A 15,527-nucleotide genomic window follows, 5' to 3' on the forward strand; every position below is an offset into this window, starting at 1 on the left:
GCCCATCGGTGGATCGAGGTTTATGCAGTGCTGCCTCAACGCGCCGGTCTGGGTCGCGCTGTCCGAGATGTTCCCGCTGCGCATCCGCGGCTTCGGCATGGGGATCTCGATCCTGTGCATGTGGCTGGTCAACGCCGCGCTGACCTTCTCGTTCCCCGTGATCGTGGGCGCGGCCGGTCTGCAGGGGATGTTCGGCCTGTTCTTCGTGATCGGCCTGGCGGCGATCTTCTTCCTGTGGAAGATGCTGCCCAACACCAGCGGTCGTTCCCTCGAGGAGCTCGAGGAGAGCTTCTCCCGGGGCGAGTTCGTCTGAGCCGTATGACGAGAGGCGGGGTGTCGGTGATCCGGCGGCCCGCCTCTCGCGTGCCCACCGCGAGCGCCGGGTGCAGGAAGTGACCCCTCGGGTCGCGTCGGGCTCCCAAACGTCGGGCTAACCGGACGGGTGCGCCCCGAGGGGTCAGTTGCTGTCGGGTGTGGGCGGGTTAGCGGGCTAGGTGCGCCCCGACGGGTCACTTGTTGTCGGGTGTGTCGGCCCGTGCCCGGTGCCCGGTCTCTCGCGTGGCTGCCGCGAGCGCCGGGTGCAGGAAGTGACCCGTCGGGTCGCGCGGAGCTCTCAAACGGCGGGCTAACCGGACGGGTCCGCCCCGAGGGGTCAGTTGTTGTCGAGTGTGGCGGGGCGAAGTGGCGGTCTGCGCCCCGAGGGGTCAGTTGTTGTCGGGTGCGGCGGCCCGGCCCCCGAGCCGGGTCTCTCGCGTGCTCGCCGTGAGGCGAGTCGGGTGCAGGAAGTGACCCGTCGGGTCGCGGGGGGCTCCCGAACGTCGGGTCAACGGCCGGGTGCGCCCCGAGGGGTCAGTTGTTGTCGGGTGTGGGCGGGTTAGCGGGCTTGGTGCGCCCCGACGGGTCACTTGTTGTCGGGTGCGGCGGGGACGGAGTGGGTGGGGGAGGTCAGTCGTGGGCGCCGGGGACGGTCTGGTCCCAGTCGATGACGGAGCCGGTCACGACGCCGCTGCGGTCGGACAGCAGGTAGACGACCATGTCCGCGATCTCGTCGACCTGCCCCAGCTTGCCCATGGGGAGGGCGGCGGAGGCCTCCTCGAGCCAGCCGTCCTGCGCGCCGTGGAAGCGTCGCTGCACCTCGTCCTCGCCCGGCGTCTCGGTCCAGCCGATGTTGAGGCCGTTGATGCGGATGCGGTCGAAGCGGTGGGCGTACGCCGCGTTGCGGGTGAGTCCGGCCAGCCCGGCCTTGGAGGCGACGTAGGGCGCGAGGTATGGCTGGCCGCCGTGGGAGGACATGGTCAGCACGTTGACGATCGTGCCGGGGGCGCCCCGGCGGCGCATGTCCTCGACGGCCGCCTGCATCGTGAAGAACGGCGCCACGAGGTTGACCGAGAGGTGCTGCTGGAGCAGCTCGGGGGTGGTGTCGAGCAGCGACCCGCGCGAGGTGAGGCCGGCGGCGTTGACGAGCCCGTCGACCCGGCCGAAGCGCTCGACCGTCGCGGTGACCGAGGCGCGTGCCTGGTCCACGTCGGCCAGGTCGGTCTGCACGAACTCCACGCGGTGCGAGCCGTGCTCGCGTGCCAGCTCGTCGGCCGCCGCCGACCCGACGTCCGCGCGGCGCCCGGTGACGACGACGCGGGCGCCCTCGCGCAGGGCGGCCCGCGCCACGGCGGCGCCCACGCCCTGGGTGCCGCCACTGACGAGGACCACCCGGTCCTGGAGGAGCTCGCGCATCAGGCCGCGCCCCCGGTCGTGGGGCCCGCGGCCGTGGCGGCTTCGGTCGCCGCGCTCGCGAGCGGACCGGTCGACGCCGCGTCGGACGCCGAATCGAGCTCGGTCACCGGGAGCCGAGCGGCCAGCGCCGAGCGCACCCGGTCGGCCTGGCTGGGTGGCGCCATCCCGTCGACGGGCTGCTCGGCGTCCAGGTCGGCGGGGAAGGCGTAGCCCTCCGCCGACGCGGCGATCGCGTCGTGGAGGCGGGCGGTCGGCATACCGGCGTCCTGGCGGGAGAGCAGGACCGGATAGACGGCCTCGACCACGCGGCGCCGGTCGACGCGCTCCATGGCCCGGCCGAATGCCGAGGAGATCTGCAGGAGGTTGGCCATGCGGCGGATGTCGGTCGAGTGGTTGGTGCCGGCGGCGTGGAACAGCGCGGGGTTGAAGAACACGGCGTCGCCCTTGGCGAGGGGCAGCTGCACGTGGTGGTCGCGGAAGTAGTCCTGGAACTCCGGCAGCCAGTAGGCGACGTAGCCGGGCTCGTAGCGGTGCGAGTGGGGGAGGTAGAGCGTGGGGCCGCTCTCGACGGGCATGTCGACGTGCGCCACGGCGCCCTGCAGGGTCAGCATCGGCGACATCAGGTGGACGTGCCGGGGGTAGCGCTCGCTGACCTCCGGCCCGAGGAACCCCAGGTGGTAGTCGCGGTGCACGGTCTGGCCGGCGCCTCCCGGGTTGACCACGTTGACCTGCGAGGTGACCTGGTAGCCAGGACCCAGCCAGGCCGTCGCCGCCAGCGCCACGAGGTCGTTGGCGTAGTAGTCGACGAACGCCTCGGGGTCGGTGACGGCGAGCTTCTCGAGGGCGTTCCAGACGCGGTCGTTGGCCCCGGGCCTGGCGAAGTGGTCGCCCGCCACGCGGCCGGAGGCGCGCTGCTCCTCGATGATCGTGCGGAAGCCGTCGCTGACCCGGTCGACCACGTCGTGCTCGAAGGCGCCCTGCAGCACCACGATCCCCGGCCCCTCGGACAGTGCGCGGGCCAGCTCGGCCTGCACCTCGCGGGCGGCCTCGGGCCCGGTGCCGAGCGCCTCGCGCAGCCGGTCGGCGCGATAGAGCAGCACCTCCTGCTCGACGGCCTGGGCGTGCGGGTATGCCGTGACGTCGGTGCGGGCCTCGAGCACCGCGCGCAGGTCCTCGAGGCGGCAGTCCTGCGCCGTGTAGGTCGGGCTGGGCGCCGGGCGGGTCGTGGTCGGCATGGCGTCTCCTCATCGTCGTGGTCCTTCCCTTCCATGGTGGCTCGCGGACCGGCCGTCGGATGGGGTCAAAGACCTCAGATAGACCTCAGTCGCGATCAGGCCTACCGTCGGGGGATGAGGCCGCCGCACCCCCTCAAGGACATCGCCGCCCAGGCCGGCCTGTCCGAGGCCACCGTCGATCGCGCGCTGCACGGGCGCAGCAACGTGAGCGCCGCGGCCGTGCGGGCCGTCGAGCAGGCCGTGCTCGAGCTCGACCGCCAGCAGTCGCAGCTGCGGCTCGGCGCCCGCACCGTGCTGGTGGACGTCGTGATGCAGGCGCCGGCGCGGTTCACGGGCGCCGTGCGGACGGCGCTCGAGGCCGAGCTGGCGTGGGTGCGGCCAGCGGCCGTGCGGGCGAGGTTCCACCTGCGCGAGCGGGCCGACGTCGAGGAGCTCGTGGAGACGATCGACCGGGTCGGGTCGGGAGGCCGCACCTCGCAGGGGCTGCTCCTCAAGGCGCCGGACGACCCGGCCATCGCGGCGGCGGTGGACCGGGCGGCGGGGCGCGGCATACCGGTGGTCACCCTGGTCACCGACGTCCCGAGCAGCAGGCGGGTGGCGTATGTCGGACTGGACAACCAGCAGGCGGGGGCGACGGCAGCCTTCCTGGTGTCGCGCTGGCTGACCCCGCGAGGCGTGGGTGACGGCGAGGGGCGGCGGGTGCTGGTGACGATGAGCCGCTCGACCTTCTTGGGGGAGCATGAGCGGGTGCGGGCGTTCGAGGACGAGCTGGCGGTGCTGCGGCCGGAGGAGCCCGTGGTCGTGGTGTCGGACGCGGACGGGCTCGATGCCGCCACGGGCGACCTGGTCGGGCCGGCGCTCGACGAGGAGCCGAGCGTGTGCGCGGTCTACTCCGTCGGTGGTGGCAACCGCGCCACCCTCGCCGAGCTGCGGCGCCGGGGGCGACGGGTGGACGCCTACGTCGCGCACGACCTCGACGAGGACAACGTCGCGCTGCTCCGCTCGGGGGCCATCGACGCGGTGATCCACCACGACCTGCAGAGCGACTGCCGTCGGGCCGTCCGTCAGGTGCTGCGGCACCACGGGCTGGTGTCGGGTGCCCCGCTGACCGTGCCGGCGTCGTTGGAGATCATCACGCGCTACAACCTGCCGACGCGCTGGATCGACCCGGCCTGACCGGACGGGTCAGCCCGGGTCCGACAGCGCGTCGGACCCGGGCTGCTCAGCAGCGGGTTCGGGTGACGGGTCAGGCGTCGAGGTCGACCTCGACGACGCGCCCCTCGGCGGCGGACCGGGCGGCGGCGTCGGCCAGGACCAGGGCGGCCCAGCCGTCGTGGAAACCCACCGGCACCGGCGCGTCCTCGCGGATGGCGGCGACGAACGCCGCGAGCTCGCGCTGGTAGGCCGCGGCATACCGCTCGAGGAAGAAGTTCTGGTAGGGCTCGCGCACCTCGACCGCGTCGGCGCTCCACCGGCGCACGACCGTGTCGGTGACGTTGCCGGCCTCGAGCAGCCCCTCCGAGCCGAAGGCCTCGAGCCGCTGGTCGTAGCCGTAGGCCGCGTGCCGGGAGTTGGTGATCGTCACCTGTTGGCCCTCGCGCCCGGTCAGCACCACCACCACGGAGTCGTAGTCGCCGAGACCCGCGATGTCCTCGCTGAACTGTGCCGTCCCCGAGGCGAACACGCTCACGACGTCCGGCACGAAGTGCCGCGCCATGTCGAAGTCGTGGATCGTCATGTCGCGGAAGATCCCGCCTGACACGGCGAGGTACTCCGTCGGCGCCGGCGCGGGGTCGCGGCTGATGATGGACAGCTGCTCCAGGCGGCCGATCTCGCCGGCGGCGACCCGCGCGTGCAGCGCCGAGAAGTGGGGGTCGAAGCGACGGTTGAAGCCCAGCATGATCGGGGTGGTCGCGGCCGACGCCTTGGCGCGCAGCGCCTCGACCCGGGCGATGTCCAGGTCGATGGGCTTCTCGCAGAGGGCGGGCTTGCCGGCGTCGATCGCGGCGTCGATGAGGTCGACGTGCGTGGCGGTGGGGGAGGCGATGATGACGGCGTCGACGTCGTCGGAGGCCAGCACCTCCTCGGGGGTGGCGGCGACGCGGGCCCCGTGCAGCTCGCCCAGCGACTCGGCGGCGGCGGGCACGGCGTCGACGACGGTCGTGAGCTCGGCCCCGGGGGCCGCGGTGACGCTGAGGGCGTGGACCCGGCCGATGCGGCCGCAGCCGATCAGACCGATGCGGACGGGCTGCAGGGACATGCTCGATCTCCTTCGTTCGGCAATTGTTAGTACTATCTGACATGTCCTGGCCACTGTCCAGCCACAGTCCCGAGGAGCGACACCGATGTCCTTCCCCCACAGCCTGCCCGAGCCCCGCCTGCCCGATCCCACCGGGGGTCCCGTCCTGCGCTGGGGCGTCGTCGGGACGGGGTGGATCGCCGAGCGGTTCGTCGCGTCCGTCCTTCGGCATACCAACCACCAGGTGGTCGCGGTCGGGTCCCGGTCCGAGGAGGGCGCCCGCCGGTTCACCGGGCGGCTCGGGGGCGAGCCCCTCGGGTCGTATGCCGAGCTGGTCGCCCACCCGCGCGTGGACGTCGTCTATGTCGCGAGCCCACACCCGCAGCACGTCGAGCACGCCCTGCTGGCCATCGCGGCGGGCAAGCACGTGCTGGTCGAGAAGCCCATCGCGATCGACGCCGCCGGGGCGCGGCGCATCGCCGAGGCCGCCCGTGCCGCAGGCGTCTTCGCGATGGAGGCGATATGGTCGCTGTGCCTGCCGAAGTTCCGCGTGATCAGCCGGCTGCTCGACGACGGCGTGCTCGGCGACCTGACGCTCGTGTCCGCCGACATCGGCGAGTACTTCCCCGACCGTCACCGCATCCACGACCCGGCGCTCGCGGGCGGCGCGATGATGGACCTCGGCACCTATCCGCTGACGCTGGCGACGTGGGTGTTCGGGGCGCCCACCGAGGTCGCCGCGCAGGGGGTGCGCGGCCCGACCGGCACGATGGCGCAGACGACGATGACGCTGCGGCACGGCGAGGCGCAGTCGGCGCTGCACGCGAGCGCCCTCGTCGAGACTCCCACCGTCGCCGCGATCAGCGGCTCCGACGCCTGGGTGTCGCTGGACGGCCCGTGGTACCAACCGGGTTCGTTCACCCTGCACGGACGCGGCGGGGGACAGCTGCGCCACCTCGAGGCGGCGACCGCCCACGACGGACTGTTCTGGGAGGCGCTCGAGGTCGCGCGGTGCCTCGGCGAGGGGAGGACCGAGAGCGGCTTACGGCCCCTCGACGCGACGATCGCGACCCTCGAGGCGATGGACCAGGTGAGGGCCGTGACGGGCGACCGACTGGCCGGGGAGTCCTGAGGGCAGCCTGTGCTCAGCCTGCACGTCTAGGCTCGAGCGCATGGCTGACCGTCACTTCGACCTGATCATCATCGGCACGGGCTCGGGCAACTCGCTCATCACCTCCGAGCTGGCCGACAAGGACATCGCGATCCTCGAGCGGGGCACCTTCGGCGGCACCTGCCTCAACGTCGGCTGCATCCCCACCAAGATGTACGCCTACCCCGCCGACGTCATCACCTCGGCGCAGCACCTCGACCGGCTCGGCGCGTCCTTCCCCTGCGACCCGCAGGTGCGCTGGCGCGAGGTGCGCGACCGGATCTTCGCGGGGCGGATCGACCAGATCGCGGCCGGTGGCGAGCAGTACCGCCGCCAGGACCCGCACATCACGGTGTTCGACGGGAGCGCACGGTTCGTCGGGCCCAAGGAGATCGACACCGGCACCGGCGCGACCATCACGGCCGACCAGATCGTCGTGGCCGCGGGCTCGCGCGTCTCGATGCTCGACGTCGACGGTCTGCGCGAGGCGGCCCCCGAGCTGGGCGTCCACACCAGCGACACCGTCATGCGCATGGAGGAGCTGCCGCGCCGCCTGACGATCGTCGGTGGCGGCTTCGTCGCGGCGGAGTTCGCCCACATCTTCGACGCGTTCGGCGTCGAGGTGACCTGGCTCCAGCGCAGCGGCAGCCTGCTGCGCAAGGAGGACGACCTGATCTCGGGGCGGTTCACCGAGCTCGCGGCCGAGCGCTACGACCTTCGGCTCGGCACCCAGATCAGCGCGGCCGAGCGCCGCGACGGCGCGTGGCACCTCACGACCACCGGGCCCTCCGGGTCGGGCGAGGTCGAGGCGGACGCCGTCCTCGTCGCCACCGGGCGCGTGCCCAACGCCGACCAGCTCGGGCTCGCCGAGGTCGGCTATCGGATGGACGGACCCCGCCTGTGGGTCGACGAGCAGCAGCGCACCAGCGTCGAGGGGGTCTGGGCGCTCGGCGACATCAGCAGCCACTGGCAGCTCAAGCACGTGGCCAACCACGAGGCCCGGGTCGTCGCCCACAACCTCACCCACCCCGACGACCTGCGGACCAGCGACCACCGCTACGTCCCTGCCGCCGTCTTCACCCACCCGCAGATCGCGTCGGTCGGCCTGACGGAGCGCGAGCTGCAGGCGGCCGGGCGCGACTACGTCGTCAAGGTCCAGGACTACGGCGCCACGGCATACGGCTGGGCCATGGAGGACCAGGTGGGCATCGTCAAGCTGCTCGCCGACCCCGAGACCAAGCTGCTGCTGGGCGCGCACCTCATGGGCTACCAGGCCAGCAACCTGGTGCAGCCGCTCATCCAGGCCATGTCGCTCGGGACCCCCGTCCCCGAGATGGCGCGTGGGCAGTACTGGATCCACCCCGCGATGATGGAGGTCGTCGAGAACGCGTTGCTCGGGCTCGAGCTGTGATCCTCGGCTTCGTCGCCTCGGTGGTCGGCATGCTGATGTATGCCGTCGCCTCCGTCTCGCAGGGATACGCCGCGTCCCGGGCCACCGGGGCCGGGGTCGTGCGGCACCCCGCCTACCTGCTGGGGCTCGGCTGCGACGCCCTCGCGTGGGTGGCCTCGCTGGTGGCGCTGCGGTCGTTGCCCCTCTTCGTCGTCCAGTCGCTGCTCGCGGGCTCGCTCGCCGTGACGGTGCTGCTGGCGACCGTGGTGCTGCGCGTGCGGCCCCGCCCGCGCGACTGGGTGGCCATCGCCGTCGTCACCGCCGGGCTCACGGGGGTCGCGCTGTCCTCCGGCTCGGAGTCCGCGACCCCACCGCCCAGCTGGTATGCCGGGGCCGTGGTCGCCCTCGTCGCGGTCGCGCTCGTGGCGTCCGCCGCCCTGTGGCGCCGCGGTCACCCGCTCGTGCTGGGCGGGCTGGCCGGCGTGGGCTTCTCGGGGCTGGCGCTCGCGGCCCGTGCGGTGCACGAGCCGTCCGGCGGCGGGCTCGCGATGGTCACCGGCGTCCTGACGCAGCCGGCCGCGTGGGCGCTCGTCGCCTCCGGCGTGGTCGGCGCCGTCATGTATGCCCGTGGCCTCGAGCGTGGCTCCCTCGGGCCCGTGACCGCGGTGATGTGGGTCGTGGAGGTGCTGCTGCCCGGCCTGGTGGGGGTGGCCGGGCTCGGTGACGGTGTGCGCGCCGGCTGGGCCCCGGCGGCCTGGTCGGCGTCGCGCTGGCGGTCGCCGGGTGCGTGGCGCTGGCGCTGAGCCCGGCGCAGGAGGCCGTGGGCGCCTGACGGGGTGCTGGTCGGGCGGGGGACGTGCGCGTGCTCGGCTACGGGCGCGTGCTCGGCGACGTGCGCGGTGGTGATCGGTGCAGGTCCGGTGTCACATGTGACATGCAACCTGCACCGATCCCGCGTCAGGCCTCGCGGTGCCGGCGGCCAGGGTGGCGGTCAGCGGGTGGCGCCGGTGACGAGCCAGGCGTCGGAGCGGGCGCGCAGGCCGAGCGCGATGCCACGCAGGGTCATGAAGACGCTGAACCCGACCCACAGCCACACCACGGCGGCGGGATCGTCGAGGGGTCCGGCGACGTGGCGGACGACCACCACGACGGGGATGTAGGCCACGAGGAGCGCGAGCTGTGCCCACGCCAGCCAGCGGGTGTCGCCGGCGCCGATCAGGACGCCGTCGAGCACGAAGACCCACCCCGAGATCGGCTGCGTCAGCGCCACGACGACGAGGCCGGCGGCGAGGGCGGCCTGCGTCTCGGGGTCGCTCGTGAACAGGTGCGGCAGCACGGCGTGCAGCGCGAGGACCAGGGCGCCGAGGACCGCGCCGCCGATGATGCCCCACCGGATCATGAGGGTGGTGGCGGCGCGGGTGCCTGCGGTGTCGCCGGCGCCGAGGGCCTTGCCGGTCAGGGCCTGCGCGGCGATCGCCAGCGCGTCCAGGGCAAAGGTGAGGAAGCTCCACACCGTCGCGCTCACCTGGTAGGCGCCGAGCGGGACGTCGCCCAGCCCCGCCGCGACCCACGTGGTCAGCAGCAGGACCGTGCGCAGGGCCAGCGTGCGGATGAGCAGCGGTATGCCGCCCCGCGCGGCCACCAGCACGCGTCCCGGATGCGGGCGCAGGGAGGCGTCGAGCCGCCGCGCTGCCCGCACCACGACGAGGATCAGGGCGATCGCCATACCCCACTGGCTGATCACCGTGCCGATGGCCGAGCCGACGATGCCGAGGTGCAGGCCGTAGACGAGCAGGACGTTGAGGACGACGTTGCACGTGAAACCGGCCACCGACACGACCAGGGGCGTGGTGGTGTCCTGGACGCCGCGGAGGATGCCGGTGGCGGCGAGGACGATCAGCATCGCGGGGATCCCGGCGGCGCTCGCGCGCAGGTAGTGCTCGGCGTGGACGAGGGCGTCCGGGCTCGCGCCGAAGGCGGCCACGAGGGGGCGGGCGAAGGTCGCGACGAGCACGCTGGTGACGAGGCCGAGGGCGGCGGCGAGCCAGACGCCGTCGAGGCCGTTGGCGACGGCACCGCGCTCGTCACCGGCACCGACGTGACGCGCCACGATGCTCGTCGTGCCGTAGGCGAGGAAGACGAAGACGTTGGCGGCCGTCAGGAGGGCGGCGCTCGCGACGCCGAGGCCGGCGAGCTGCGGGGTGCCGAGGTGGCCGACGATGGCGCTGTCGGCGAGGAGGAAGAGCGGCTCGGCGACCAGGGCGAGGAAGGCCGGGACGGCGAGGCGGAGGATCTCGCGCGCGGGGGACGTCGGCTTCTGGGTCTCCCGGTCGCTCGCCACCCGGCGAGGATAGTCGCCGCGACGCCGGGCTCCCAGCGCGTGTCACCGCGCGATGCCAAGCGCTGGTGAACGACCGGTGACCTGCGGGTTTCGGGCGTGTCGTTGTCCACAGATGTGACTCCTGTGGCGAGCTGGTGTGGAAACCCGCAGGTCAGGACCCCGAACGATGCCTGTGAGTGACATGGCGGTGACAGGGAGCGAGATCTGGTGCTCGAGGGCGGGGGTCGGCGTGTCGCGGATGAGACGGTTTGTCCACACCGCGTCCAGCGCGCCCCAGATGGCGTAACTCGGCCGAGAAATCTTCCGTGCACAGGTGGCGCTCGGCATACGTGCTGGTCACAGGGCCGGTGAAGCGTTAGGTCACGGGAAAGTCACACGCCCTCCACAGGCTTGTCCCCAGGCTTGCCCACACGTCACGGCGTGTTGTCCCCAGGTTGTCCACAACCCCCGTTTGCCCGGGCCTCCTCCCGGCCCATACCGTGGCGCAGCAGCCCGTCCGGGTGACGTGATTCGCCCAGGCCCACCAAAGTTATCCACAGGTTTGTCCACACGCGCGCGAGACCCCTCCGGAGGTCGGTGGCGGGGCGGGTATGTCAGTGGTCGGTGGTGGACTGAGACCGTGCAGGGACGGGCCGAGCAGGGCTAGACGAGGGAGCAGACGTGTCGATCGCGGAGCTGGACGACCGTCGGGACTACGGCGCCGAGCGGGGTGGACCCGGCGGCGGTGGGAGTGGCGGCGACGACCGCGTGCCGCCGCAGGACGTGCACGCGGAGCAGTCCGTCCTCGGCTCGATGATGCTGTCCAAGGACGCCATCGCCGACTGCGTCGAGACGCTGCGCGGGCTCGACTTCTACCGCCCGGCGCACGAGACGATCTACGAGGCGATCATCGACCTCTACGGTCGCGGCGAGCCGGCCGACGCCATCACCGTCGCCGATGAGCTGACCAAGCGTGGCGAGATCCAGCGCATCGGCGGGCAGGCCTACCTGCACCAGCTGATCGACGCGGTGCCCACGGCGGCCAACGCCGGCTACTACGCCGAGATCGTGCAGGAGCGCGCCGTGCTGCGGCGCCTCGTCGACGCGGGCACGCGCATCGTGCAGATGGGCTATGGCCAGGGCGGCGACGTCGAGGACATCGTCAACGCCGCGCAGGCCGAGGTCTACCAGGTCGCCGACAAGCGCGGCGGCGAGGACTACATCGCTGTCGGCGAGGTGCTCGAGGCCACGATCGACGAGATCGAGCACGCCTCGGGCAAGAACGGCGAGATGGTCGGCGTGCCCACCGGCTTCACCGAGCTCGACCAGCTCACCAACGGCCTGCACCCCGGCCAGATGATCGTGATCGCCGCTCGACCGGCCGTCGGCAAGGCGCTTGCGCTCGACACCCCCCTCGTGACGCCGACCGGCTGGACCACGATGGGTGAGGTCCAGGTCGGTGACGAGGTCATTGGGGCCGACGGTCGTCCGACCCGCGTGGTCGCTGCGACCGAGGTCATGAGCGACCGACCCTGCTACGAGGTGTCCTTCTCGGACGGCTCGACCATCGTGGCCGATGCCCAGCACCAGTGGCTGACGGATACGCGCGCCAGCCGCAAGTCTCTTCAGGCCGCTCGTGACGGCAGGAACGGTCAGCGCAATCAGCGGACGTTCGCCGCGATCCGGACCACGGAGGAGATTGCTGCGACGGTGCGCACGGGCACAGCCGACGCACGCCTCAACCACAGCGTGCCGCTGGCGGCTGCGCTCGCCCTCGCGGAGCGGGAGCTCCTGGTCCAGCCGTACACGCTGGGGGCCTGGCTGGGAGACGGGACGTCTGCTGCTGCGCAGATCACGACGGCGGACCCCGAGATCGTGATGAGGCTCGAGGCCGATGGACTGGTCGTGACCAAGACGTCGTCCCCGATGCGCTATCTCATGCAGCTCGCCACCGAGATGGTCGCTGAGCAGAGGAGCTGCGCCGTGTGTGGGACGCCGTTCACCAACCCCGTTGCCTACGTCAGGACGTGTGGCAAGTCGTGCGGGGGGCGCCTCAAGGCGTTTCAGAAGCCGATCGCCACGCCAGTCTGCCCCGACTGCGGCGGCCCCACCACGACGGGCCGCCAGTGCACGGCATGCCGGAAGCATCATGGAACCCTCCAGGCCCGCCTCCGGACGATCGGCGTCCTCGGCGACAAGCACATCCCCGTTGAGTACCAGCGGGCCAGCGAGTCCCAGCGGCGCGCCCTGCTGGCTGGCCTCCTTGACACCGACGGGACCGTGTCTGCAGGCGGGTGCGTGCAATTCACCACCACCAGCCTGCGCCTCGCCGAGGACGTACATGAACTCATCTCCGGCTTGGGCTACCGAAGTGACATGTGCCGCAAGAAGGTGCGCGGCCGCTCGGCGGCGAGCTCGACGGCCTTCACGATCACCTTCTCCTCGGACGAGGACGTGTTCGTGCTGGAGCGCAAGAGGCTGCTGCACAAGGAGCTTCGTCGCCGCCAGTTCCAGCGGAGAAACTCCCGCTTCATCACGAAGGTGAAGCCCATCGCCTCGGTGCCCGTGCGCTGCATCCAGGTGAGCAACGACGACCACCTGTATCTCGCCGGCAGGTCAATGATCCCGACCCACAACTCCACGCTCGCGCTGGACATCGCGAGGTCGGCGGCGATCCACAACCAGCAGGCCACCGTCCTGTTCAGCCTCGAGATGAGCAAGACCGAGATCACCATGCGTCTGCTCTCGGCCGAGGCCTCGATCCAGCTGCAGAAGCTCCGCAAGGGCGAGCTGCAGGACGACGACTGGACCAAGATCGCCCGCACGACCGGGCGGCTCAGCGAGGCGCCGTTCTTCATCGACGACTCGCCCAACATGTCGCTCATGGAGATCCGCGCCAAGTGCCGCCGGCTCAAGCAGCGCAACAACCTCAAGCTCGTGGTCATCGACTACCTGCAGCTGATGAGCTCCGGCAAGCGCGTCGAGTCCCGCCAGCAGGAGGTCTCGGAGTTCTCCCGCGCCCTCAAGCTCCTGGCCAAGGAGATCGAGGTGCCGGTCATCGCCCTGTCGCAGCTGAACCGTGGGCCCGAGCAGCGCACCGACAAGAAGCCGATGGTCTCCGACCTGCGCGAATCGGGCTCGATCGAGCAGGATGCCGACATGGTCGTGCTGCTGCACCGAGAGTCGATGTACGAGAAGGAATCTCCCCGCGAGGGCGAGGCTGACGTGATCGTGGCCAAGCACCGAAACGGTCCCACTGGCACGATCGTGGTCGCCTTCCAGGGCCACTACTCCCGCTTCACCAACATGGCCACCAACTTTTAGACGGATGTTTGTCGAGAAGCGCTCAAAATTAGAGCAATCCACATTCTGTCTGAGATGTCCGGCGCCCTCGGCGCATCCCTGGGTACCGGGACCATTTGGCGGGCTCCGCGGTTGCGCGAGCAACGTGGGCGCCGAGGCGGCAAGGGATGCCGACGGGCCTCTCAGCCGAGCCAGGATGTGTGGGTGAGACGCATTGGGTGGAGCTCGGGGCCGCCACACCGTCACCGCCTGCACGCCCCTGACATGCCAGGAGTCTCGGGAGTTTCTGTTGGCAGAGCCGAGGCGAGCGGGATGAGCCCGGGCGACACGGACACTCAATCTGATCGAGTTTGATCGCAATGATTCATTGTGAGGATTTGACGAGATCCTCGCGATGTCTGCAATTTTCGCACTATCAATCGACAGCAGGACAATTTGAGGCGGTCGTGGAGAATCAGGACGCGCACCACACCATGGCGGACTACTTCTACAATGACGGGCCCGGGGCGCATGGGGTCGTCGTGGCGCTGGCCGACGTGTTCTACGAGACCGCCCATGACCAGCAGGCAAGAAGGTGAACTGGCGCTCAGGCATGTGCTGCGCCGCAGACAAGGCGCTGAATCGCTTGCAGGGCCACGGTGAGTCGTTGTTTCCAGTTAGAGATCTGATGAATCGGGGCAACTGATGGCTGAAGACCGGTCGACGCGCATTGGGTTCCTCGCGGACGGCGATCCCGGTACGGAGATGATGAGTGCGCTCTACGAATACGACACCACAGGGGTTCGCCTGCACGTGCCGTTCCTGAGTAAAGAGGACCCTCGCTCCCGTTGGTGGTCTCATGGCGTGTTGCACGGAGATGATCCAGATCGCACGAAGTACCGATACCAACCACCATCGGAGCTTGACTACGCCGACGACCGCGGGACCGTCGCCTTGCTCGGCTGCGTGAGTGGCCGAGCGAATACCGCAGTGTTTCGAGGCGTCGGGCGCGGCACGGTGCGTGCCTGTTATGCCGTGGAAGGAGCGCGGAGCGCGGCTCACTACAAAGTGCTCAATGGCTTTCGATCCGAGATTGACGGACTCGGCCACTGGCTCGGCCTCTCCGCTCACGAAACGATCGTCAAGGTCCCAAAGGACGGTGGAGGGCTCGAGATCACCACCACGTTGAAGAGTGTTGACGCACTTCCTCTCGCTAGGCGCATGAACCTCAGGGGAGTCGTGAGCGGCACCGGGCCAGGTGCGTGGTCGCCGGATGTTGCCTATACCAGCCGCGTCTTCATCGAGACGTTCACGAAGTCGCCCGCCGCGTGGAGGTCGCATGTCGACCTTCATTCCTGCATCCGAAACTTGGTGAGGGTCGCGGCGTGGAAGCCCATCAATTTCCAGGCGCATCTCGCTGCGAACGTGTTGGAGGACGTCGAACGCGATGGGGAGGCCTGCCATCAGTGGCGAGAGGTTCGGACCGCAACGACTGGGATAGCCGAGGGTGTCTGGATTCCTAAGGCTGATCGGTTTCTGTTTCGATTCTCAGACATCGGAGCCCGTGGTGTTTCTCGCTGGCTTCAGCTGGCGACGAGGTACAGCCGAGGCATCGTCCCGTTCGTGGGTCTCTTGGACTTGGAAGGTGCGACTGTCGACGCATTTATCTCACAACTGGGTATTGCTCTTGAGGCTGTGGGCTACGAGGCGTTGACCGAATCGGGGAAATCGGAGTCTTCAGCCAATAAGACCAACGTCAGCATGCGCATTGACCACTTGCTATCAGAGGTGGCGGGGGACCTCTCGTTCTCAACCGTTGCTTTCGGCCGAGACTTCGCTGACTCGTACAACTCCGTCAAGCATGCGAATCGACCGACCGTGGCGCCTGACGTGAAGGTCGAACACTTGCAGCAAGGAGTTGAACTGCTCCGAGTGTGGATCGCACGGCGAATCGGGGTTAGATCGGTGACTTTGGCGGAGTCTCGTTAACCAGCGACCGGATACCGGAGGTGGTGGCGCGTCTACGTCCGGCGCGAGGATGCCGAAAATGTGCGGGCTGCCAACGCTTCCTGGTGAGTAGCGGACTCTAGTTTGAGCAGCATGGCTGTGAGGAACCGGACGCTGAGCGTCCTGCCCTTCATGCAGTCGCAGAGCTTGTGTTAAGCCTCGATCCACCGATG

At 70.3% G+C, this 15,527-nt stretch carries 12 protein-coding genes; 8 read left to right on the forward strand and 4 right to left on the reverse strand.

Features of this window, described 5'->3' with window-relative positions:
- Nucleotides 1–313, forward strand: a 313-nt coding sequence (locus B2P18_RS06700; RefSeq protein ID WP_286957312.1) for an MFS transporter, incomplete at its 5' end; no start/stop codon positions are given.
- Nucleotides 314–945: 632 nt separating this feature from the next.
- Here B2P18_RS06700 and B2P18_RS06705 read toward each other — a convergent pair.
- Entirely contained in the window at nt 946–1,731 is a 786-nt protein-coding gene (locus B2P18_RS06705; protein ID WP_286957317.1) for an SDR family oxidoreductase, read from the reverse strand.
- Complete coding sequence (locus B2P18_RS06710) at nt 1,731–2,966, reverse strand: phytanoyl-CoA dioxygenase family protein (protein WP_286957319.1); 1,236 nt, start codon at nt 2,964–2,966, stop codon at nt 1,731–1,733. Before B2P18_RS06710 ends, B2P18_RS06705 begins: the two co-directional genes overlap by 1 nt.
- 114 nt (nt 2,967–3,080) lie before the next feature.
- Here B2P18_RS06710 and B2P18_RS06715 point away from each other — a divergent pair, with 114 nt between their 5' ends.
- Complete coding sequence (locus tag B2P18_RS06715; RefSeq protein ID WP_286957322.1) at nt 3,081–4,142, forward strand: LacI family DNA-binding transcriptional regulator; 1,062 nt, start codon at nt 3,081–3,083, stop codon at nt 4,140–4,142.
- A 70-nt stretch (nt 4,143–4,212) separates the two neighbouring features.
- Here B2P18_RS06715 and iolG read toward each other — a convergent pair whose 3' ends face one another.
- The gene (gene iolG / locus B2P18_RS06720; RefSeq protein WP_286957323.1) at nt 4,213–5,226 is read right to left on the reverse strand and encodes an inositol 2-dehydrogenase; all 1,014 of its coding nucleotides are present in this window, start codon (nt 5,224–5,226) and stop codon (nt 4,213–4,215) included.
- An 85-nt stretch (nt 5,227–5,311) separates the two neighbouring features.
- On the opposite strand from iolG, the gene B2P18_RS06725 reads away from it, so the two are divergent.
- The 3 genes from B2P18_RS06725 to B2P18_RS06735 are packed head-to-tail and all read left to right on the forward strand — an operon-like array spanning nt 5,312 to nt 8,548.
- Nucleotides 5,312–6,337, forward strand: a complete 1,026-nt coding sequence (locus B2P18_RS06725) for a Gfo/Idh/MocA family protein (RefSeq protein ID WP_286957324.1) — start codon at nt 5,312–5,314, stop codon at nt 6,335–6,337.
- Nucleotides 6,338–6,377: 40 nt separating this feature from the next.
- Complete coding sequence (locus B2P18_RS06730) at nt 6,378–7,766, forward strand: mycothione reductase (protein WP_286957328.1); 1,389 nt, start codon at nt 6,378–6,380, stop codon at nt 7,764–7,766.
- Nucleotides 7,763–8,548: a hypothetical protein gene (locus tag B2P18_RS06735; protein WP_286957331.1), complete on the forward strand. Its 786-nt coding sequence runs from the start codon at nt 7,763–7,765 to the stop codon at nt 8,546–8,548. Before B2P18_RS06730 ends, B2P18_RS06735 begins: the two co-directional genes overlap by 4 nt.
- 188 nt (nt 8,549–8,736) lie before the next feature.
- Here B2P18_RS06735 and B2P18_RS06740 read toward each other — a convergent pair whose 3' ends face one another.
- Entirely contained in the window at nt 8,737–10,086 is a 1,350-nt protein-coding gene (locus B2P18_RS06740; protein WP_286957335.1) for an MATE family efflux transporter, read from the reverse strand.
- A gap of 660 nt (nt 10,087–10,746) precedes the next feature.
- Here B2P18_RS06740 and dnaB point away from each other — a divergent pair.
- The 3 genes from dnaB (at nt 10,747) to B2P18_RS06755 (ending at nt 15,336) form a co-directional block, all read left to right on the forward strand.
- Nucleotides 10,747–13,389, forward strand: coding sequence for a replicative DNA helicase (gene dnaB, locus B2P18_RS06745; RefSeq protein ID WP_286957339.1), 2,643 nt, complete (start codon nt 10,747–10,749; stop codon nt 13,387–13,389).
- Between the two features lie 425 nt (nt 13,390–13,814).
- Nucleotides 13,815–13,946 (forward strand): hypothetical protein, encoded by a 132-nt coding sequence (locus B2P18_RS06750; RefSeq protein WP_019286829.1) that lies wholly within the window; start codon nt 13,815–13,817, stop codon nt 13,944–13,946.
- A gap of 106 nt (nt 13,947–14,052) precedes the next feature.
- The gene (locus B2P18_RS06755) at nt 14,053–15,336 is read left to right on the forward strand and encodes a HEPN domain-containing protein (protein WP_286957346.1); all 1,284 of its coding nucleotides are present in this window, start codon (nt 14,053–14,055) and stop codon (nt 15,334–15,336) included.
- Nucleotides 15,337–15,527: the final 191 nt, after the last annotated feature.

The sequence above is a fragment of the Arsenicicoccus sp. UBA2120 genome (assembly GCF_002330965.1).
Taxonomy (GTDB): domain Bacteria; phylum Actinomycetota; class Actinomycetes; order Actinomycetales; family Dermatophilaceae; genus Arsenicicoccus; species Arsenicicoccus bolidensis.